Raw genomic sequence first — 21,101 nt, forward strand, 5'->3', positions numbered from 1 at the left:
AGTCATTTTATTAATGATTTTTTGATAGATTTGTCAGGGAAATAGTAATATCTTTTAGTACGGAATTTCCTAGTTATTTGACTTTTTGGTACTCTAAAGAGAATGATTGCTATTACGATGACTTCATAAGATTAATGAATATATTTATAGAGCATTTCTAACTGAAATGATATTAATTTTATCATTTTCTTCATCAATGCGGATCCCATGTAGTTTACCACCAAAAACTACTCCACCATCAATGCCTATTTTGGTTTTACAAGGAGAGACCCAGACATCATCTGATGGAAGGGAATGGAGTTCCCTTGTGGCATTATGTCCAAAAAAGATTCGCTTTCCTGTGTTGTTCACTCTATTAATGAAATCCTCACGAATCCAATAGTAATCGGATTCCTCTGTATCCTTCCAGTCTTCTTTTGTTAAATCGACCCCAGCATGCACAAATAGATACTTAGGTGTTTCAAAGTAAAGGTGGGCTTGTTTTAAAAAATGAATTTCACTGTGAAAGTTTTTTAAAATATGTGCCGCTATCTGCTCTTTTTCGTATATATGAATGGCGTTCTCATCATTGTAGAAGGATTTTATGGTCGGTTCCAGGACATCGTACCAGTACAATCCCACATCTTTTTGGTGGTTTAGCCACATTAAGAATTCGCTCTCGTGATTCCCTTGAAGTATAATCGCTCCGTATTTTTCGTGCAGCTGTTTTGCCAGAACAATACATTCATAACTTCTGGGTCCTCTATCAATTAAATCTCCCGTTAAAATTAACTGTTCGTTATCGGAGTTCCAATGATTTCGAACAAGTTGAGAAAAGGGCTCGAAACAACCATGAATGTCCCCGATTGCAAAATATTTCATAGATAGTCATCCTCAAAAATTATTAAGTTAATTATCGCATAGCCCTAGAGCTTGCAAACTTTACAACATATTTTTAGTAGAAACCAAAAATACATATATAATTTATGAAGAAGAAGCAAATCCTGCTACAAAAAACAAAAGGAAGAGCAAAGAGAATTGATAAAAAATTATGTGTTTTATACTGAACAAGGGTATGTGAAAGATGAGGGTTTTTCTTTTGTGGAAATCGAATTAAAAATTAGGCTGTTTTCGTAAAAGTTTGTTGCTAACCTACTTAATTGTGATCCGAGTCCCGTCAAACTTAGTGAATGAGAAACCAGTGAATTTTTCATGATAGGTCGCCCTGTAGTCCCTGAGAATGCTTATTGCTACTGCTTCACCAAGCTTCATCCCCTCGATCCCATCTGAACGCCAATGGACGCCGGCTGTGTTGCGGCCTAGAGAGATATTGGCGGCAAGTTTATTCAATTCCCCGCCTATGGTCAATGGTTTTCCTGAATAAGGAAGTAATGAGAGGCCATCCGAACTGGCGGTGACTGGATTTGGAAGCTTAAACGATTCTTTAAAGAATGCTTTGAGAACGGTGGCTCCGGCCCCAGCGATTGCTGCGTGGCCAGCTGGATAAGCCGGATGAATGGGGCAGCCTTCCGGATACGACATAGGAAGCAAGTAGCTGCGGAACTGGCTGAACACTTTTGAAACGGCCTGGGAATGGAGGAGTTCTGAGTTGATCGGGTAGCTTGCGGCACCCATCATATGGTTGTGGACGCGTCCTCCGAACTCCTCGGGACGGAGTCTGCGGTGGACAAGATACTTTTGGAACCAGGCGGCCTCAAGGGCTGCCCGCGCCACTTTCGTAACTAAATCCAGAATATGCGGGGCGCCGAAGGTAATAAAACCATCCTGGGTTTCTGATTTAAGGTAGGGATTGTATATATCTAATGCTTCCCTTCCGAAACTGAGCAGAACTAAACAAGCGGAAAGCGGACCCTGGAAGGCAAAGTCCTGATGAACATATTCACCCAGATCCCTTCCATTGCGGATATAGCGGGGTGTGGGATCAAATAACGGTGCAGCAGGAGTTGAGCCGTTCTGGATCTCCAGCCATCGATCATAGGATGTCATATGATCAGACCCCGCCAAAGCTGTACGATAACGCTGAACGATTGTTGTCCCGCCATAGGGGACGTTTTTCCAAAGAAATTGAGAAATATAAGGGCCAATTAGGTCACCAGGTGTAATCCCGCGAAACAGCGTACCCGTTGTGACTTTGCCGCCGGCTTTTGGCCCGCGAAAATCAGAGAATGACGATAACTCTGAAGCTGCCTCAATGGTCAGTGGATGGGTGCGGTACTCATGAAAAGGCACATCGCGGGTCAGCGCCTGCCAATAAAGTTCAGCCATTTCACCAGCCGCCCAAGCACTTTTGAAGGAAGGAGGCACAGCGATACCCAAGTTGTGGCAGTCCGTTCCCGCAAGATCAAATACATATACGGCTTGAGGATTTGCAAGCTTGACGTCACCGCCGAGTGGAATGGATTCAAAATGGTCTTTGTTACCCGTTTTTAGAGCCTTAATAAGTTGGTTATAGGCATGAAGGTCAACCTCGCCAAGGGAATTATGTGGCAGCCCCTTAGAAAAGCTGGCAATTTTAGTTGGATACAATAGTTCCTCACCATTACATGGATGTTCAGTAAGGGGAAGTTCCATCTGGGAACATGCTGCCTTATGACGAACACGAAATGCTTTCTCACTGCGCTTTTGTCCATTTAAAGGTCCGATTAAACACTTTTTTTTATTATTGGACTTGTTTCTTTTTGCCATCTTATCACCTTTTTTATTTATCATGTTACTAGATAGAAATCCTACTTTCTCGATGTCCCTATCTGATGATTTGGCCATCCTGATTTCCTGCTTCAATCCGTTCATACTATTCATTTTTATTTTAAAAGTATAGGTTGTTCACCAATATGAATTACCCAATTATTCATTATTTCTACAAGAGTAGTTTTAGTAAAAATCAATATGTACTTGAAATCACTGCAAAAATAGATTTGGAAAATGAACATTACCTTGATATATTTGTGGAAAAAGAGGACAAGGTTATGTACCCCTGACTTGGAAGAGAGGTTTGTTTAAGCAGATCAAGTGATGCTTAAGGAGCTTTTTGTGCTTACTACAGAAGAAAAATGAAAAATAATAAATTAGCAATGATTGAACTTTAATATATCGCCCTTGAAATAGTGATAGATTTTTTTAGAAATATGTCAAGATAGGGAAGGAATATGAAATATATGCTGAGTGGTGAAAAAGATGACTTATAAACAAATTAAATGGTTAATTTTAATGCTGCCTACTGTATCTATAGGAATATGGGAGTTTTTAAGACATACCTTGCTAATGCCTTATATATCGATGGAAACAGGTAATTTTTTATCTCCATTGATTGTTTTTGGGGTCACCATAATTTTCCTATTGAAACTTTTTAATATGCTGGAAAAGATTCAAGCGGAATTAAATGAAGAGCGATCTCAAAAAGGAGCTTTGCAGGAGAGGGCTAAGATTTCAAGAGAACTTCATGATGGAATCGCACAATCACTATTTCTATTATCTATTAAGATAAATAAAATAGGCAAACAGGCTAATCTGGATAACAATCCTCATTTCATCAAAATGAAAAAAACACTTCAACATATCCATGAGGATACTAGACAAGCTATTAACAATTTACGTGTGCCACCTGTAGAATCAAACTTTAATTGGACAGATACGTTATTAAATCATATCCAAAGTATGGAAAAATAACATCAATTAAACGTTCAAATGACTTGGGAGATTGGAGAATCTTTGTTTTCAACGAAAGATAAGGTTGAGTTATATGCTTGCATAAAAGAAGCACTGATAAACTCATGAACATAAATAATAGTAAAAAAATCAGACAAGTGTCTGATTTTTTTATTTAATCGTAATAGAAAACGTGATGATCAAGAACCTTGTTTATTTATAACAGAGAGAAGACCAAAAAGAAGGATGAGTATTGACCTTATAAGATACATTATAAAACGTATCTCCAGTCGGCAGGGATTAAGAAGAACATACATCCACACCAATTAAGACATAGTTATGCAACACATATGATAAACAACGGAGTACCTATTGAAGTCATTCAAAGTCTAATTGGCCATGAGAAGAGTGAAACCACGAAAATTTACGCTCAGCTGAGTGGTAAACTAAGACATGATTTCTATACCAAATACTTTTAGAAAGCGCATTCAATCCGAGCGTGCTTTTCTTATTTAATGGAATAAATGATTTTGAAATAATTGGTACTAAGTTAGAGGGCAGTTTAGTTGAAGAGAGAGGGGGAATTCTCTCCCTTTTAATTCATATTTGGAAAAAAAGCGAGGTAATTATTTATTGTTCAAGTTACGGTCTATTTCTTATAACTTGATATCGGTTTTATAAGGCAATATTGGGCAGAGACTATTTCAGTCTCTGTCTTTTTTGTGGTCTGAAACCAGCTAAGTCTGAAGTCTGATATAAAAATCAGGCTTTAGCACAATTATGAAAGCTTTAGAAAAAAGGTAATATGGAGTCAAGATAACAACAAATACCCTATGGGGGTACCGCGAAACTTTGCGGTAATACACAAAAAGAGTGCGGTTTTTATCATGTTCAAACAATGTGAGTGTAGTTCACAAGGGTAGTCAATAACCAAATATCCATATTTTAGAAAGTGGAAAATATGATTTTTGTTCAGGATGTATCAAACGTTTATTCATTGGAATCGGGAAATCTTTGTCGTGTTAAAGAATAACAACATTCAAATCCGGAAAGGCGAATTAAGGAGGAATATAAAATGAAAAGGTTAATAGTACGTTTAGCTGTTTATGTATTGATTTTCGTTGTGTTTGTGGGGGGAATCGGGTTCTATGGCTTTAATCGTCATCAAAAAGATTTTTACTTTAACGTCCGCCATGAGCCAGTTCCTTCGCTACAAGGAGTGAATATACCTCAATACGATCCCAATAAACCTACAGTAGCAGTCATATTAGCGGATTCAAGTATACCAACCGAAGACTTTGATTTTCTTATTCCCTACGAACTGCTGTCGATGACAGATGCTTATAATGTATATGCCGTTGCACCGGACAAAAACGTTAAGTCCTTATCAGGCGGACTGGATGTAATACCACATTACTCTTATAAAGAACTGGATAACCTATTAAATAAAAGTCCAGATATTATTGTGGTCCCTTATATGCCCGGAGTAGATGAACAGAAATATCAACCAACTCGCGAATGGATTCAACAACATTCCAGCAGTAAAACCACCACTTTTTTCAGCATTTGTGGTGGGTCACAGAATCTTGCCGATGCAGGTTTATTAAAAGGGAAATCAGCCACCTCACACTGGCAATTCCTACCCATATTAATGAAGCAATATCCTGATACACATTGGAAAGAGGATGTGAGGTATGTTCACGAAGGAAATACCTTAACTTCAGCCGGTCAAAGCGCAGGTATCGATGCAGTACTTCACCTGATATCTCAGAAACTAGGAGAACCTGTGGCTGCAAAAATATCTAAGGAAATTAGTTATCCTTCTTACCAATTCGTTCAAAATCCAAAGGTGGACCACCCTTTTTACGTGGATATAAAATTTGCAACATATTGGCTAAATCTTGGATTCCATTGGAATAAGAAACAAATGGGGGTACTTCTGTATAAAGATATGGATGAAATAGCTTTATCTTCTATATTTGATTCTTATGGAGACACCGGAACGACACAAGTCTTGACCGTTTCTAGTTCAGATGCACCAATTACTACGAAACATCATCTTAATATACTGGCTAGGCATCAAATATCTAATGCTCCAAAATTAGACAAAATGATCATACCAGGTGGCGAAGCAAAATCACTATCGGCAGCAGATGTAAGACTTTGGCGTGAAAAGGGTAAAGCTAAAGAGACCCTCCTTATTCATAGTGATTCACCAAACAGATATGTATTCGAAGCACCATTGGAAGACTTAGCTAAACAAGAAGACCTTTTAACTGCCAAGCATGCTGTAAAACGATTTGAATATCGTGCGAATGGTATCCATTTTGAGGGCAAACCATTTCCTCTTGAAACTTACGGCAATGTACTTCTAATCGGCTTACTAGCTTTGTTGGTAACTTTCTGTATTGACAGACGATTCATTATGAAGAAACCGTAATTAAGAGAAAAACTAGACTCAAAAAAGAATTGTATTTCGTCTTAATAAAATATATGGCTTGACCTTTTCCGTACCATAAAAGATGTTTTCATATTGGCATTTTAACCGTCCGTTAAAAATCCTTAAATAAAGTTTACATTCTATATAAATCATTCGTTTATGCATACTGATATCAACGATGTATGGGGATTTTTACGTGTTCTATATAAAAAATTGTCTATTGGAGGAATGTTATAATGTACACCGTATGCTCCGTAGCATATAAGCAATTTCCCTTGTGTTTATTTAAAAAAATTTCCTGAACCGTAAATCACGAACTAAAATTTAGAGGAGGAAACATTTATGAAACGATTGGGGTTTTATTTTCTACTATCATCATTTGTTGTCAGCCTTTTCACAGGGTTTTCCGCACCTAAATCAGCGGACGCAGCAGAAACGGCTAAACCAGGAAAAATCCTTGGAGATTATGCCGGAGTAATACGTGAAACCACTCCCCGCTCCGATGGAATCTACCATATTGATACACCCCGTTCCATCGAAAAGATGAAGGAATTACATATTAACACTTATTATTATCTGATTTGGGACGAGAAAACAGATTGGGATGATTTGAGAAACGAATTTTTGCCTGCTGCCAAAAAAGCCGGGATTGATGTGGTCGTCTATGTTGTCCCCCCAACTGAATCAACCGGTGAACGGAAATCCTATCCTTATACGACAGATTACCTTGCCTGGTCCAGAGAAATAGCAAAACTGTCTGTTCAATATCCGAATGTAATCGGCTGGGCAATCGATGATTTTAATCATAACCTTAATAAATTCACCCCAGAATATATGGACCAAATGAAGAAAACGTCCGAAGCAATTAATCCTGATCTGTATTTTTCTCCTCTCATGTATACCGATTCATTAAATGAACCTTTTCTTCAGACACGGGGAGCATATATCGATGGCGTCATCCTTGCTTTCAGGGATGGAATATACAGGAATACCCAGGTATATGCGTCCGAACAGGAACAAATTGACAGCGCTTATAGTTTACTTAGCAAATATAACTTACCGTTGTATTGGATGATTTATGCCTCTCAATTATCCAAAACTCCTGCCAATCCTTCGGCAGACTATGTAAGAAAAGTGACCCAAATCGCCTTGGAGAACATGAAGAAGGGAAAAATCGAAGGGACTATCTCCTACGTCCTCAAAAAGAACTTTGAACCAGAACCAACCGACGATAAGGCATATGACGACACAGGCTATTTAAACTTTTTTATCGGCAGTGGCGTCCCAAGCTCAGCTGGCAATTACGCACAAGCTACTCAAAGAGTACGTGTGAATAAAGCCGACAACTATTCGTTAACGTTCCAGACGATGAACCTTGGAGCAGACGTATCTGGTTACCATAAAAAACAGTTGCTGATTGATGGAAAGGTGGTCTGGGAACAGGATACGGCTGAAATTGTTCCCGACCTCCTTTGGAAACCCGTTACGGTAGACCTTAAACCCTATCTTGCCGGCAAATCCTGGGCTGATGTATCGTTCCGTTTTTATGAGAATAAGGGAGTAAATAACTTCTGGACGTACGCAGGTTTTGATGCACTGCAGCCTGTTGGTTTTACCGTGAATAACGCAAACTTTGCCGATAACAGCAGCTGGAATTTCTCATCTAATTATTCCGGAATCATCGGAGAAATTTTGCAATATGATGAGCAGAGACGTGAGCGTGCTTATAATCATATAAAGGTTTCCTACGCGACATATGAATTGTATTCTTCCATTTACACTTCAAATGTTGAAGCTGCGACAAAAAGCAGCCTCCTTAAAAAGGCAGCTGATATTATGACCTACCACTTTGAAGAGCAAAATGACAGGGCCATTCAGGGTCTTAACAGTTTACAAAACCAGATTGCTTCGTTAAAAGGAAAGGAAATATCTGATGATCAGGCTGAAACCTGGGACGCCTTGATCAAGGAGCTAAAGGAATATTATTCTGCTGTATAAAGTCCCATCTGAAAAGTTATGACGAGATCGAAGCGGTTTTGGATGGCAATAGAGGATATTATAAATCATGACAACACATTGAGCTGATGGCCGGTACTTCACTGGCAATCGGCTTTTTACTGTATTTCCTTACCAATTGTCAAATTACCATAAGTATTTTTAGTCATATAGAGCATTGCATTTGAAAGTTGAAAAATTCTTGGCATACAAACAGTATTAGCTGATATGTATTTGCGAATTTATTGTGAGAAATATGGTTTTACTCCACAACTCCGCCGCGCCGGGTCTCTTTGTTGTGGATTTGTTCATTATTTGTAATTCCTAACATTAAACCGATCAGTCCTAACAAAGCGAAAAACAAACGCCAGGTAGGAAACGGGAAAGTGGCAGGCAAGACAATCATACCGATTAGAGATAAAACCAAGAGGATAAATAGCAGCCAAAATAGTTTTTTCATAGAATCATCCATTATATTAACTTAATCATAAAGAAGGACAACAGGACAAAGACCAGGCCAACCATTGAAATGTTATATATAAATCTAGAGGAAGGGTTTTTACCCTTCCTTTTTTATAATTCATAGAGTACATGCAAAGGCTTAGTGTGGTTGTTTCTCTTCGGGGAGAACGGAAGGGAAGAATTGGAAAATAGTCTTTAGACAGTATGGTCTAACACTAGATGGTCCCAATCAAAGATAAAAAAAGAGGCTTTGTTTAAATCGCTCAATGTAAAGAATATTTTACCTCTTCATTTTACCCCTTATGTTTATAAAAAACCTGTCGAATATTATTTAAACAACATCATTTCGATGTAAAAAAAGAATAGCATCGTGTAAAGAAGAGATCGAAACTTTTGTAAAACCATTGTGATTAAGTGATAGAACTGAAGGGAGATAAGATGAGATCAAGATTTCAACGCCAAAAGAGAAAAAAGATGCATATTACTCTGAACGCCCTAATTTGTGTCGTATTGGTCCTAATATTTATTGTAGCAGGAAAAATAATGTGGGGAGACAGCAATCAGGCCTCAACCGATAACGGACACAACCTAACCAAAAGTGAAAGTGAACAAAGGAACCAACAAAATAATGACACAAAGATCAGTAAAGATAAAGAGACCGAATTAAAAAACCAAGATAAAAAATTGAGGGAAAATAAAAAAACTAAAGAGCAGCAAGAAGCTAAAAGAATTCAGAAAGACTCCGAAGAACAAGCTACAAAAAAACAAAAAGCAGAAAAAGACAGAGAAGAGCAGAAAGCAAAAGAAGCCAAGGAAGAACGCGAGAAGCATAATTCTCAAGATGAGGAGAAAGTGACAGGACCTGGGTCGTCGAAACCCATTGGAACGAGTCAGACTGGACCACATACTTCGAGTTATGTTAAGGATTCAGTGGATTGGAACGAAAAAGTAAAAGCGATCCAAATGGCAACAGGTCTAGGGGACAACATGAACATCTGGCGTATTGAAAATGGCGGGGGACCTCAAAAATCAGTTGGAAAAGTGAGCCCTGACGGCGAAGATAGTTGGATGTACGTTGTGAATCTTGAATGGGTGGATCAAAAAGGGTGGAAAGTAACAAGTGTTAGTAAACAAAATCGATAATTTAAAAAGGCGAAAAAAACCCTAGATAATGGAAAACAAGAGCTCGATACATTGTAAAAACAATCGGGCACGATTGTGGAAGAACAGCTTATGCATAAACTGAATTAAATATATGAAAAGCCATTCTTTTTTAGAAGAGTGGGCTATTTTTATTTATTTAATTCAATGTGCATGCTTCTTTCGAGAGAGATATGCTTTACAAGAACTGTATATAATCCATTTGGTTGGAACTTTGATGAGTCCTCTATGGAATTTTTAATAGATCATCTATCCATCAGGGGAATATATATCAGTGGGACTCATTATGTTCTGAAATTTATCCGGAAGTTAAACGAATCTGATACAGGTTTAATAGAGAAGAATATCAAAATAAATTATTGGAAAAGGTTTAATAAAGGTAAATTTGCAGAATGAAAAAGTGCATTAATCCAGGATCGGATTAATGCACTTTTTTATACATATGTCGCCTTCAGGCGGTTTATATCTTTTTTTGGTGGTAAACCAAACATGCGGGAATATTCACGGCTGAATTGGGAGGGGCTTTCGTATCCTACCCTGAAGGCTGCTTCAGTGGCATCTGTAGACTCGGATAATAACAGGCGACGAGCTTCCTGAAGCCAAGCCTCAGTTGTTTTTGGAATTGAATAGGGCTCATTGCTGTTACCTCTTTAAAGTGCCTATGAAGCGAAGAAACGCTCATATTCGCAATTTCTGCAAGGTCCTCAATGCGAAGAGACTGGTCATAGTTATACATGATATGTTCGATAACGTCACTGATTTTATATGCGGAACTTCCTTCTATTGCAATTTGCCCCAGCGTAACTCCATGCTGCCCTTGTAAAACCCTATAGATGATTTCCTTCGTGATAAGAGGGGCGAGTACCGGTATATCATTAGGGTTTTCTAGCAAACGAGCTAATCTGGTTACCGCGTCCAACAGAGAGATCTCTATTTGGCTTACATACATGCCTCTTTTAGCATTTTCTTCCTGGTTAACAGTGAGTTGAGAATCTCGTAAAAACTCTAAGATTTGATTTGGAGTAAATTCGAGGTTGAGTGCTAAATATGGATTCTCGCAAGAGGCTTTTGTGACTTTTCCGGTAATTGGCAAGTTAACAGATGCAATAAGGTAATCGGCAGGACCATATTCATAGCGCTCCTGTGCCAGTAAAACCTCTTTGATTACTTTAAGTACCATTCCAAAAAGTTTATTTCTTGTAAATGTTGTAATCTCTGCGGTTTTTACTATAGCGTAATTTCCTCTATTTATGCCTCAATGTTGGTACCAAAAGATTATGCACAAACGGCTTTAATGTCATCTGGCATTTTAACGGTATTGCAACCATCCTTTTAACATTGTTCATTGATCCAAAAGCATCAGTTCTAGCTGACAGAGTGGTTTACTCGTTAACGATGAAAAATTTGTAGGTACATTAGTAGCACAACTTATCTTTATCCCTGCTGCATATTATGTTGCGTGGTTTGCAAAATGGATATAAAAAGTTTATTCAACAATCGGGCGCTTTCCTGTAACAAGGAACAGCGCTTTTTTAATTTTAGGGCCAGAATGTTGAGGAAAACTTTCGAAAACAATAGGTCTCAGATTGTGAAGGTTTGTGCAGGTTAGCTAACAATTAGTATCATAAAATAAAGGAATTTGGATTTTAGGAAAGAAAGAATAAATTTAGAAAGATACAAGGGTGGAATAGGGCTTCGGAACGAAACTGGTTACAGATTGGTTCACTTGGAATACGATAGGGGAAATTCGCATATATTTTTGATTCACGATGATAGGGGGAATATACCAATGAAAAAGCGAGCAATTGGTCATAACGGTCCACTGGTTTCAGAGATTGGTCTCGGTTGTATGGGGATGTCATGGCTATATGGTAATGCTGACCGAAGGGAAAGCATTGCAACAATTCACGCGGCATTTGGGGAAGGCATTACACTCTTTGATACAGGTGATTTCTATGGCGATGGACACAATGAATTACTTCTACGTGAAGCCTTTCAAGGAATTCAACGAGAAAGAGTGTTCATTTCAGTAAAATTCGATGGTAAGCTACACTCACAAGGCAAGAGCCATCGGGAGGGTGAAAACCATCCTCATACAATAAAGAATTTCCTTGAGGATACCCTAATGCGCCTAGGTGTTGAATACATTGACCTTTATCAACCAGGGACAGCCAGCCTCGATCCAAACGTACCAATTGAAGAAACGGTTGGTGCAATTGCAGATATGGTAAAGGAGGGATATGTGCGTTGCATTGGTCTTTCAGAAGTAGGAGTGGAAACAATTCGCCGCGCACACGCTGTACATCCAATTAGTTGGCTACAAATGGAATACTCACTATTTAATCGGAGTGTTGAATCAAATATTTTGCCGACACTAAGGGAATTAGGTATTTCTCTTTCGGCTTATGGTGTTCTCTCAAGAGGTTTGTTGAGCGGTACATGGTCAAAAGACCGGATGTTAGATTTAGATGATAAACGCAGAAATGGTCCTCGGTTTGCCAACGAAAATATTGGAAAGAATTTAGCCCTTGTAGAAGCATTGCGTGAAATTGCTGAAGAAAAGCAAGTAACCGTTGCGCAGCTTGCTATCGCATGGGTTCTATCTCGGGGTGAAGATGTTATCCCATTGGTTGGGGCAAGAAAGCAATCACAACTACAGGATTCACTAGGTGCAGTTAACCTGAACTTAAGTTCAAACGATCTTTTACGAATTGAAGAAGCAGTACCTCCAGAGCTTGTCGCCGGCGAATACTTCCCTGTACCACGGCAAAAATGGTTCTTTTAACAAATTATTATTGATATAAAGGTTGCTAAATTAAAGAATGAGCTTCTGGTTGAACTAATCGAGGATTATAGGCTGGACAGACTCCGTTTAGAGCGAAGTAATTCGTAAGACAATGAGTTGAAGAGATAAATCAATCTACTGATAAGATAGCCATCAAACAGGAAAATGATTGCGTTAGTAAAATAACTTAGAAGTAGCCATTTTTGCAGAACTTCTACATTATCAATCTTCCACAATCGGGCGCTCATCTTTAATTAGGTAAGCGCCTTTTTAGCAAAGAAGAATGGGAAGTAATGAATGCTCAAAAGAGCTGATATCGTTATGATGCAAAAAAGCCGGCACCTGCCGGTTTTTTTTATACGATCAGAATTTATTTCATTTCTTAACTCAGTTGGGGCACAGAATCTAGCTCCAGGTACCATTGGTTCGGAGACTACAGGCCAATCTGTTCAGAAGGTTAAAGAACAACCTTTAAGCAGGGGGCGGTACTTGTCGCGGATTGGAGGGTGCCTTGCGCTTTTTTAGTTAGGTTGCCCCATCCCTATAATAATTTAGTGTGGGTGTTGAGAATTGGTTTAGATGTATTGGGCTTGTGTGTTTTTCAACTAAAGGGCGCTTTCCTGTAACAAGGATTAGCGCTTATTACAGGATCACACACAAAACAAGGTGTTTGACATATTACATATGCGATATGTCAATCAGCTTTTATTATGGATCTTCAACCGGTATGAACGAAAGTGGGGGAGGGTTTACCAGAATTATTAGAGGAACTTAATCAAGGTAGAGGATAAACTCTTAGCAAAAAGCTTATATTTGTAGGCTTTTTTTATTTGGAATAAGCTCGCCCGCATAATGCAAAAGAGATGTATCTAGGACTCTTGTACGTTTACTACAATTTCCGTATACTGTGTCACCTACATAAGCAGACACCAGGACCCTTTTGAGGGTAGAGATATCGCAATCGCAGTAGAAAGATGTGCGTTTGCCCCATTAATAGGAGGACCTAGTCTTTCTATACTCCATACACATTTGCGGAGGGATTTCCTCCTTTTTCTGTTCTGTCATCAATAGAATGTTGTCTTCCGGTGTGTTTTCGTTTTTGCAATTTGGGAATAAATCAGTAAGGAGGGTGAGTATGACTGTAGAATTCCGTAGTATAAAAAACAAATGTGAACTAGAAGATGTATTTGTCCTGTTGGAAAAGGTATTCAATAAAGATAGAGCTTTTTTTGAAGAACGAATTAAGAGTAATCCTGCTTACCACCTGAAGACAACATGGGTTGCCATAGTTAATGGAAAGATTAGTTCGGTACTTCAAGTTTTTCCTTTTTGTATCAATGTTCCTCCTCTTACATTTAATGTAGCTGGTATTGGGAATGTTGCTACTATGCCGGCTAACCGTGGACAGAAATTAGGCCACCGCTTATTGGATAAAGCCCTCTCTTGGATGGAAGAGGAGGCGTTTGATTTATCGCTTTTATATACCGGTATTCCATCCTTTTATGAAAAAGCGGGCTGGCACTCAATCCCTGAAAATTATCACTACCTTTATGATAAATGTGAAGGGCAGACTCTTGAAGATGGAATGAAAATTACACCCGTACAGCATAATGATTTGCCAGAGGTAATGGAAATCTATCAAAACTATTCCCAGCGGCTAAACGGGCCGATGGTACGGACAAAAGAATATTGGACCCAGCAGTTAAACAGTATGAAAGAACATGATCATTTTTTAGTAGCGAAACACCACAACCAAGTGACAGGGTATATCCGTTTTCAAAAAGCAGATGCGACTATTGATATTATTGAATTATGTCATCAGAGCTGCTCCAATATCGTGTTTCGCTTGTACCAGGCCGCACTTTCACAGGAAGAAAATAAAGTGATTTTATTTCTCCCTCCGCATCATGAATTGTTTACTCATCTTAGCCATCAAACGTTATACCCTTTTGAACATCATGAATCCATGTGGAAAATTATATCCAAATCTTCATTCACCAACCAAGTAAACAACCTAATAAAGAAGGATAACGGATTAGAATATATTAAAACAGAAGATCATTATATAGATGGTTTTTATAAGAATGAAGTATGGACCAGATTGTCACATTCGGACTTTTTAACGTTTTTTTTACAGGGAAAAGACACAAAAGAAATGACGACAAAAGACAAATCGATATTAAGAGACACCTTTATACATCGTCCTTATATTTTTTGGAGAAGCGATCACTTTTAAGAGGAGGTAATTATGGCGGAAATTAATAAACTAATGGTTGTAGCCCACCCAGATGATGAAATTATTTTTGGCGGGGATGAATTGATACAGGAAAAAGGTTGGAAAGTGATTTGTATCTCAGAAGGAAATAATGATACTCGTTCACAAGAATTTAAAGCAGCTATGAAAAAGGTAGAAGCCGAATATGAAATCTGGAGTTTTAAGGATGCATGGACAGAACACGTTAACCGGCCGAAATTAGAACAGGAGTTACAACGGATAATCCACGAGCGCCCCTATCGCAAAATTGTTACGCACAATTTACAAGGTGAATACGGCCACCCTGAACATAAAGCTCTTTCTGAAATTATGAACTCTATAGTAAAAGAAAACTTATTTATGTTTGATTTATCGCTAGAAGAAGTATTACAAGTGGATATATTAAAGCAAAAACTTGAAATACTTGAAGTATATGAGAGTCAAAAACATGCTGTAGAACAACTCATTCCTTATGTAATTAAAGCCAGGTCTATTCAGGTAAAATAACTTTCTTAATGAAGAATAGCAGAATACCAAAAAGGTGTTTTATTTTAATTTTCGAAAAATATTGTAAAAATTAGCGGTTAAAAATTAACCCTTAAATACGATATCTATAATTACAAAAGAGATATTTGTATGTTTATTCAAAGGATTCTGACCGTAAAAAGGTCGAAATTTCTTATGACAGACAGTAAACAACCTAAGAAGGACTATATTAAGGGGAGATTAATTTAGGGGAAAATACTATAATAAGGAAAATAATAAAGAGAGAATGATTAATATAGTATCGTTGAAAGTATTTTCAGGTATATTAGCTATTTGTTTCTTGATAAAATTAATTGTTGATACTTACCTATTCCATAAGGAACTTGAAAAACACCTTACTTAATGTGATGGGAAGAGAATCTCCGACGTTTTTCAAAAGGTGATCCTTTTAATAAAAAAGCTACAAGAAAAATCTTGTAGCAGTCTTTACTTATTTGTGTGCTTCTTCTCGATCTCGGCGTCTTAGTCCTAAAAGTCCGACTAATCCAAGCAGCCCAATCCATTCCCAGTTTGAATCATTATCGTTGTTATCGTTAACTGTAGAGACATTTCTAGTAGCTGGAGTGCGATCATAATTATCGTTAGTGAATCTGTCACTGCGGTCCATCATGTCCGTTCCACGTTCTGCGTATGCTGGCATAGAAAATGTAATAATGGAAATAGTAATGGCACATATTAAAGCAGTTATTTTATTCATCAGTTATCCCTCCTTTCCAAACATCTATAATGTTTCCTAAAAGTAAAGCTTTATCCCTTAAAGCAAGGACAAATTTTTTACCTTTTGCAGTAAAACATTTCACGGATATCCTTTAGTCGATTAGACAATTCTATACATTGTGGCCTGATATCAAGAGAGAGGTGGTCCACATTGAATAAATCGAATTTACTGCAAATAGGGAGGACGATTATGGGAATCTTAAGCGGAAATCCACAAAATGAACCAATGCACTATGGGGAAGTTTTTAGTATGTGGACTTATCTTGCTGGAAATAAGGGATATGTCGCAGGTTATGAAACGCTAATCATACTGGAGTTGTTTAAATATAGTTAATAATTAAAAAGAAAACAGATAGAGAGCGTTTGTATTGAAGCATCCCTTTAGTTATGCATTTGTTAACCGATTGAGTTTGAAAAATCTTAATACGTTATAAAAATGAAAAAGGGAAAAAGTTGATTTATCAGGGCTACCCATCTATTTTAAAACATTTTGAAAACGGTAGTTAAGTACAGAAGGGTGAAGCTCAATGATTTCGATCTATGCAAGGGTGAGTACAGAGGAGCAGGTGGAAAAAGGTTACATGTGGTGGGTGTCTATCTGCACGTGATGATCAGCTCTCTATACATAAAAGAACGCCTAAAGGCGTTCTCTAGATATATTAAATTACCAGCGATTTTTCTTCTTTTTCTTTTTGCAAATTTTGCAATTACATTTTGGAAAGCCAGGGTCTTTGATGTCATCTTGATATTTCTTCTTTTTCTTTTTCTTTTGGCTGGAGCTGGAGCTGGAGCTGGAGCTCGATTCAACGTGTTTTTTGATGGAGCTGGAGCTCGATTCAACGTGTTTTTTGATGGGGCTGGAGCTGGAGCTGGAGCTCGACTCAACGTGTTTTTTGATGGGGCTGGAGCTGGAGCTCGACTCAACGTGTTTTTTGATGGAGCTGGAGCTGGAGCTTGACTTAACGTGCTTTTTGCTGGAGCTGGAACTGGAACTAGACTCATCAAATTCTTTCTTCTTTTTCTTCTTGCAATCACATTTTGGAAAGCCAGGGTCTATGATCTCATGTATTGATTCTTCTTTATAGACATGGCGAGGGACATATTTGATATGCTCTTTTTTAATACGGATGATAGGGTGAACGAATGTTACTTCTTTTTCGGTATATACGTCTTTAACAATATATTCCGGTTCACAATAAATCTTTTTTCGGGATTTCTTTTTTTCTCCCATTTAAATGCACCTCCTACTCTATTAAATGCATATAGAGAGACGTTGGTATGGACAAACTACTAATTACTAAAAAATTGTGCTCCAGATGTTTCATCAGGAAGTAAACCTGAAAGAGCGTTTTTTTACTTCTTGCTATTTAAAAGGAACAAAGGAGCGTATTGCCGCTCGAAGCGGCTATTTTATTCGGCACGGGCGCATTTGCATTTTTTGTGGGGCCTGTGGCAACGATTGCATTTAGAGCTTCCTTTTTTTTGATGTTTGCGGTGGCTAGAGCTAGAGCTAGAGCTTTCTTCTTTTTCTTCTCCACAGCAAATACAGAACGTTTTTTGAACAAATACGGTTACATTCGTAGTAGCCGTCGCCGTCACACTTAAGCTTTCAAAATCCTCGACTTGGATCACTCTTGTTTGACTAGGGCCAATGGTTTCAACGATCGCTTTTTGGCAGTCCCTTGTGCGAATGGTGATGATCACAGGAATTTGGGCGCTAGGGAATGAGTTGCTCCCGTTGAAAAAATTGATCAATGTTTTGTTGTGGTTGCATGTGAAATCTTCAAAAAGAGGCAGATTCGTAACCTCCATTAAAAAAAAATTGGCACCTTCCCCTGTTTCCGGGTTCCCCGATGGTATGGGTTTCCACATGGCAATTTTGATTGTCTTTAGAAGACATTTTCTTTTTCCTCCCTTCGAACAGGGCAGCAAAGCCTGTTCATCGAGGGCTTTAAAAACCCTCCAGTAAACATTTTGAGAAAAGAGAAAAACTCTTAATCTCTTAATATATTATGTAGAAATATGGAAGATGGTGGAACCAAGCCTTTAAAAAGAACGTTTTTTCCTTTTCACATCACTTGGTACTTTAAATGTGACAAACAAGCAATAACCATAAAGACCTCCGAGGAAATAGGCTTTTAAAGTGCACGACGATTTCTTATGAAAAGGTATTAAAATGAGCCACTCTATGTATAAATTTACTTTACCCCATATTTATTGTGGCATTACCTAAGTAAAACAGCATCGAATTTTACGTTGCTGTTTACTCATTCCCAAAAGTAGAGTTCATCACTCTCCTCACTCGTTAGATTTCATGTTGCATTAGAAATATTTGTCCACAGATTTGTCCAAAAGTTTATGGATTATAATTACTATTTCCTTCTTTTTTAAAAAAGATGAATGTGCGGCATGGTGTAATTCTTTTTCTTATTGAGCTCATTTATATCTCATGTTCTACGCTATCACCGATTTTTTCTAAGCTATTCTTGTTTCTATCATAATTGGCCACTCTTTTCTACTAAATGTATGTTTGTCCTCTATCATTCAACCATACATAGGATCATGAAATTAATATAATATAGAAGCTTTAAAAAGAAAGGTGGTAAAATTATGAAAAAACGTTGTCATATTCATAAAGATGAAAGTTCCAGTTCCTCGAGCTTCTTTAAGTGCAAAGTAGAGAGTTCCTCTTCCTCTAGCTTCTTTAAGTGCAAAGTAGAGAGTTCCTCTTCCTCGAGCTTCTTTAAGTGCAAAAAAGAGAGTTCCACTAGCTCCTGGAATAGAAGATTTAAAAAGAAAGGCCATTTTCATAAAAACGAAAGTTCCAGTTCCTCTAGCTCCTTAAAGTCGCTCCTCTAGCTTCTCGAAGTGTAAAACGAATGCAGACGGCGGCAAAGCTGGACTAGTATAGATAAAAAAGTATACCTAGAAACTCTTTTTAGCGGTTAAAACTTCTTTCTTGTTGGTATTTAAAATAATTATATAGACGGGAAGAAATAAATATTGGGCACTATCATTTTACAAATTGGGCAATATAATACCGATATTTATTATTCTTTAAATTGAGGAAACCATGAACCGAGAATGGATATGAACATTAACAAAGGTTGGCATATGGATTAGTAAATTAGTTGATCCTTACTTTGCTATCTTTCGGCGTTTTATCCCGCCGCTTGGTGTAATTGATTTTTCACCTATCATCGCTTTAATTGCATATAGATGTTTAAGGGGATTTGCTCTAGAAGATCTCCGCCAATTAATGAATATGATGGGCGTATAATAATGTAAGCAACCTGTCTAATAAAGCAGGAAACTATAAATCTAAACAGGGCTGCATGGCAGCTTTTTTTTATTGAACTAACTGGCGTTTAGTTGAAGAAGGTTTTCTGGAATTATTACAGAAGAAGTTAATAAAGTAATTATTATTGGATGCATTAAATTTAAAAGATTAAAAGAGCTTTCTGATGATGTTTACCATCAAGAAATTCAGAGCGTTTTCCCCTCTATATTGAAAGTGGTTTCTCACATGTACATCGTCGATCAACTTTGGTTTCATATTATTTCTGGTAAAGATATGCCCATTGGAAGCAGAAAGAAACAGGGGAAGGGAAAGGTATTGAAGAAATGGATAGGTTGTTTTACATTTTATCTCAGAGGTATCAAGAATTTTTAAACCAGCCAGAGGATTTTGAAAAGTTTAGGGTTCTTAATATTCCATCGGAAGAGAAACGCAAAACGAGTTTGTCTGAAATGGTAATGCACGCTTTTCACGACTGATTATTCGCGTCATTGGTATTCTGATAAAAATAATTGATTTGTACTGAAACTCTTAAATCCAGAAAATTGTGCAAATAATAAGTTTTATATGAAAGGAAGGAGGAAATGTTATGAATCCTAATTCCATCGTATTAGAAGTATATACTAGTAATCGGAGACTGCACCAAATAACACTGCCAGTAGAAAAGTGGAAAGAGTACAAAGAAAATGAACTGGATATAGAACATGAAGAATTTAGAAAAGAGCAAAAAATCGTGTCAATTACTAAATATCTTTATAATGTAAACGGAAATATAGTCGGATCCCGCCATTCTTTTTATAACGAGGAAGGCCGCCTAGTTCATTTTCAATTGTATGATAACAATTGGGAACCCCTTGAATCAGTTTCTCTTTATATTCCCGCACAGAAAAGTTAAAGAGGTTAGGGAGCGGGAGACTTGAGACGGGATATGAAAATGTACACAAAAACAAAGAAGAGAATAATTTTAGAGAGGAGATTTGATTGAATACAGGAGACATAATAGTTCAATTTGATGTTCGTCGTATTCTTTGCATTTCTTATTACTATGGTTGTATTGTTATTTAGAAGTCAAAGCAATCGAAACAAACAACTGAATAACATAGAAAGTAAAATTGACGAAGTTAGTTCTAAAATGAATAACGTCAACAACCTAACCTTAACAAACAGAGGTTGTAAACGAAATTAAGAAATCCACCCGAGAATATGAAACGAAGTATGACCAATGTAAGTTTGATGGTAAAATGATATCTATGAGCTTGACGAGCCGGACTACAAAGATTGGAAGCATTCAATAAAGGAACCACAAGAACCGGAGTCTTCCCAAGACTAATGCTGTTCGATGGTTTAAGGCTAGTAGATACATAAAGGGGAAATCAACATATGAAATCAATCAAGATCAACATGTTCTTCAGTGTAGGGGAGGGCTATTTAAGAAGGGCCATAGAAGCAATGAAGCGGTCGTCCGATCTCGATGAAAAAACATTTAAAGAGTATGATGAGGCTTGTTTTGTAGCGGGTTATCTAGCAGGAGATGGAAATAAGGTCACCGTAGAAAAAAATAGAGACGATTGGACAGTGAAAATTCTTGAACGGAGAACTTAAAGAATCTAAAAAAACTTTGCTCGAAATGAGTTCTAAATAGCGCAATCATAAATAAGAAGCAAAATCTAGTTTTTGTTGTTTCACTTAAAATGTAGAAGTAAAAATATATCAAAGGTGTTTCTTCATACATGAGGAAACACCTTTTTCTCTAACTGCCTACTGTTACCTCTTACTATCTATACAACAATCGGTTAGT

Annotated in this window: 18 protein-coding genes and 5 pseudogenes; 16 read left to right on the top strand and 7 right to left on the bottom strand. The window is 37.5% G+C overall.

Translation table 11 applies throughout. From position 1 onward, the window contains the following. Positions 1-144: 144 nt before the first annotated feature. A complete protein-coding gene (locus tag P4361_RS09335; protein ID WP_328089161.1) occupies positions 145-861 on the bottom strand; it encodes a metallophosphoesterase family protein in 717 nt (238 codons plus the stop codon). Between the two features lie 270 nt (positions 862-1,131). Next, positions 1,132-2,685 (bottom strand): vanadium-dependent haloperoxidase, encoded by a 1,554-nt coding sequence (locus tag P4361_RS09340; protein ID WP_328089451.1) that lies wholly within the window; start codon positions 2,683-2,685, stop codon positions 1,132-1,134. Positions 2,686-3,174: 489 nt separating this feature from the next. Between P4361_RS09340 and P4361_RS09345 the strand changes: the two genes are divergently transcribed. The 4 genes and pseudogenes from P4361_RS09345 (at position 3,175) to P4361_RS09360 (ending at position 8,083) form a co-directional block, all read left to right on the top strand. Next, a complete protein-coding gene (locus P4361_RS09345) occupies positions 3,175-3,666 on the top strand; it encodes a histidine kinase (RefSeq protein WP_328089163.1) in 492 nt (163 codons plus the stop codon). Between the two features lie 168 nt (positions 3,667-3,834). Continuing rightward, positions 3,835-4,124, top strand: a pseudogene (locus tag P4361_RS23235) (tyrosine-type recombinase/integrase); the annotation flags it as partial. Between the two features lie 596 nt (positions 4,125-4,720). Further along, complete coding sequence (locus P4361_RS09355) at positions 4,721-6,085, top strand: DJ-1/PfpI family protein (RefSeq protein WP_328089164.1); 1,365 nt, start codon at positions 4,721-4,723, stop codon at positions 6,083-6,085. A 342-nt stretch (positions 6,086-6,427) separates the two neighbouring features. Beyond that, positions 6,428-8,083 carry a hypothetical protein gene (locus P4361_RS09360; RefSeq protein WP_328089165.1) on the top strand — a complete coding sequence of 552 codons (1,656 nt, stop codon included), beginning with the start codon at positions 6,428-6,430 and terminating at the stop codon, positions 8,081-8,083. Between the two features lie 259 nt (positions 8,084-8,342). Here P4361_RS09360 and P4361_RS09365 read toward each other — a convergent pair whose 3' ends face one another. Then, the gene (locus tag P4361_RS09365) at positions 8,343-8,540 is read right to left on the bottom strand and encodes a hypothetical protein (RefSeq protein ID WP_328089168.1); all 198 of its coding nucleotides are present in this window, start codon (positions 8,538-8,540) and stop codon (positions 8,343-8,345) included. Between the two features lie 440 nt (positions 8,541-8,980). On the opposite strand from P4361_RS09365, the gene P4361_RS09370 reads away from it, so the two are divergent. Next, positions 8,981-9,685 carry a YrrS family protein gene (locus P4361_RS09370; RefSeq protein WP_328089169.1) on the top strand — a complete coding sequence of 235 codons (705 nt, stop codon included), beginning with the start codon at positions 8,981-8,983 and terminating at the stop codon, positions 9,683-9,685. 452 nt (positions 9,686-10,137) lie between these two features. Here P4361_RS09370 and P4361_RS09375 read toward each other — a convergent pair. Next, positions 10,138-10,871: pseudogene (locus P4361_RS09375) on the bottom strand (AraC family transcriptional regulator N-terminal domain-containing protein); the annotation flags it as partial. Here P4361_RS09375 and P4361_RS23240 point away from each other — a divergent pair. From P4361_RS23240 to P4361_RS09400, 4 genes and pseudogenes are all read left to right on the top strand, one after another. Further along, a pseudogene (locus P4361_RS23240) lies at positions 10,867-11,184 on the top strand (lipid II flippase family protein); the annotation flags it as partial. The pseudogenes P4361_RS09375 and P4361_RS23240 overlap by 5 nt on opposite strands. Positions 11,185-11,492: 308 nt before the next feature. Beyond that, the gene (locus P4361_RS09390; RefSeq protein WP_328089171.1) at positions 11,493-12,488 is read left to right on the top strand and encodes an aldo/keto reductase; all 996 of its coding nucleotides are present in this window, start codon (positions 11,493-11,495) and stop codon (positions 12,486-12,488) included. 1,135 nt (positions 12,489-13,623) lie between these two features. Then, complete coding sequence (locus P4361_RS09395) at positions 13,624-14,724, top strand: GNAT family N-acetyltransferase (RefSeq protein WP_328089172.1); 1,101 nt, start codon at positions 13,624-13,626, stop codon at positions 14,722-14,724. A 12-nt stretch (positions 14,725-14,736) separates the two neighbouring features. Then, positions 14,737-15,249, top strand: coding sequence for a PIG-L family deacetylase (locus P4361_RS09400; RefSeq protein ID WP_328089174.1), 513 nt, complete (start codon positions 14,737-14,739; stop codon positions 15,247-15,249). 469 nt (positions 15,250-15,718) lie between these two features. On the opposite strand, the gene P4361_RS09405 is transcribed toward P4361_RS09400, so the two are convergent. Next, the gene (locus tag P4361_RS09405) at positions 15,719-15,985 is read right to left on the bottom strand and encodes a WGxxGxxG family protein (RefSeq protein ID WP_425590243.1); all 267 of its coding nucleotides are present in this window, start codon (positions 15,983-15,985) and stop codon (positions 15,719-15,721) included. A 210-nt stretch (positions 15,986-16,195) separates the two neighbouring features. On the opposite strand from P4361_RS09405, the pseudogene P4361_RS09410 reads away from it, so the two are divergent. Next, a pseudogene (locus P4361_RS09410) lies at positions 16,196-16,312 on the top strand (DUF3231 family protein); the annotation flags it as partial. 357 nt (positions 16,313-16,669) lie between these two features. Here the strand turns inward: P4361_RS09410 and P4361_RS09415 are convergent. Then, on the bottom strand, positions 16,670-17,236 hold the full coding sequence (locus P4361_RS09415) for a hypothetical protein (RefSeq protein ID WP_328089176.1): 567 nt from the start codon (positions 17,234-17,236) through the stop codon (positions 16,670-16,672). A 158-nt stretch (positions 17,237-17,394) separates the two neighbouring features. On the opposite strand from P4361_RS09415, the gene P4361_RS09420 reads away from it, so the two are divergent. Continuing rightward, positions 17,395-17,610, top strand: coding sequence for a hypothetical protein (locus tag P4361_RS09420; protein ID WP_328089178.1), 216 nt, complete (start codon positions 17,395-17,397; stop codon positions 17,608-17,610). A 963-nt stretch (positions 17,611-18,573) separates the two neighbouring features. On the opposite strand, the gene P4361_RS09425 is transcribed toward P4361_RS09420, so the two are convergent. Continuing rightward, positions 18,574-18,816: a hypothetical protein gene (locus P4361_RS09425; protein WP_328089179.1), complete on the bottom strand. Its 243-nt coding sequence runs from the start codon at positions 18,814-18,816 to the stop codon at positions 18,574-18,576. Positions 18,817-19,123: 307 nt separating this feature from the next. On the opposite strand from P4361_RS09425, the gene P4361_RS09430 reads away from it, so the two are divergent. The 5 genes and pseudogenes from P4361_RS09430 to P4361_RS09440 all read left to right on the top strand — a co-directional run bounded on the left by P4361_RS09430 (position 19,124) and on the right by P4361_RS09440 (position 20,905). Beyond that, the gene (locus P4361_RS09430) at positions 19,124-19,285 is read left to right on the top strand and encodes a YggT family protein (protein ID WP_328089456.1); all 162 of its coding nucleotides are present in this window, start codon (positions 19,124-19,126) and stop codon (positions 19,283-19,285) included. 153 nt (positions 19,286-19,438) lie between these two features. Next, positions 19,439-19,678: a DinB family protein gene (locus P4361_RS23245; RefSeq protein WP_425590248.1), complete on the top strand. Its 240-nt coding sequence runs from the start codon at positions 19,439-19,441 to the stop codon at positions 19,676-19,678. After that, positions 19,600-19,782 (top strand): annotated as a pseudogene (locus P4361_RS23250) (DinB family protein); the annotation flags it as partial. The gene P4361_RS23245 and the pseudogene P4361_RS23250, both read left to right, overlap by 79 nt. A gap of 110 nt (positions 19,783-19,892) precedes the next feature. After that, the gene (locus P4361_RS09435; RefSeq protein WP_062234413.1) at positions 19,893-20,198 is read left to right on the top strand and encodes a hypothetical protein; all 306 of its coding nucleotides are present in this window, start codon (positions 19,893-19,895) and stop codon (positions 20,196-20,198) included. A gap of 485 nt (positions 20,199-20,683) precedes the next feature. Beyond that, a complete protein-coding gene (locus P4361_RS09440) occupies positions 20,684-20,905 on the top strand; it encodes a hypothetical protein (RefSeq protein ID WP_062234420.1) in 222 nt (73 codons plus the stop codon). Positions 20,906-21,101: the final 196 nt, after the last annotated feature.

Origin of the sequence: Fictibacillus sp. B-59209 (assembly GCF_036216745.1) — a bacterium.
Taxonomy (GTDB): domain Bacteria; phylum Bacillota; class Bacilli; order Bacillales; family Fictibacillaceae; genus Fictibacillus_C; species Fictibacillus_C marinisediminis.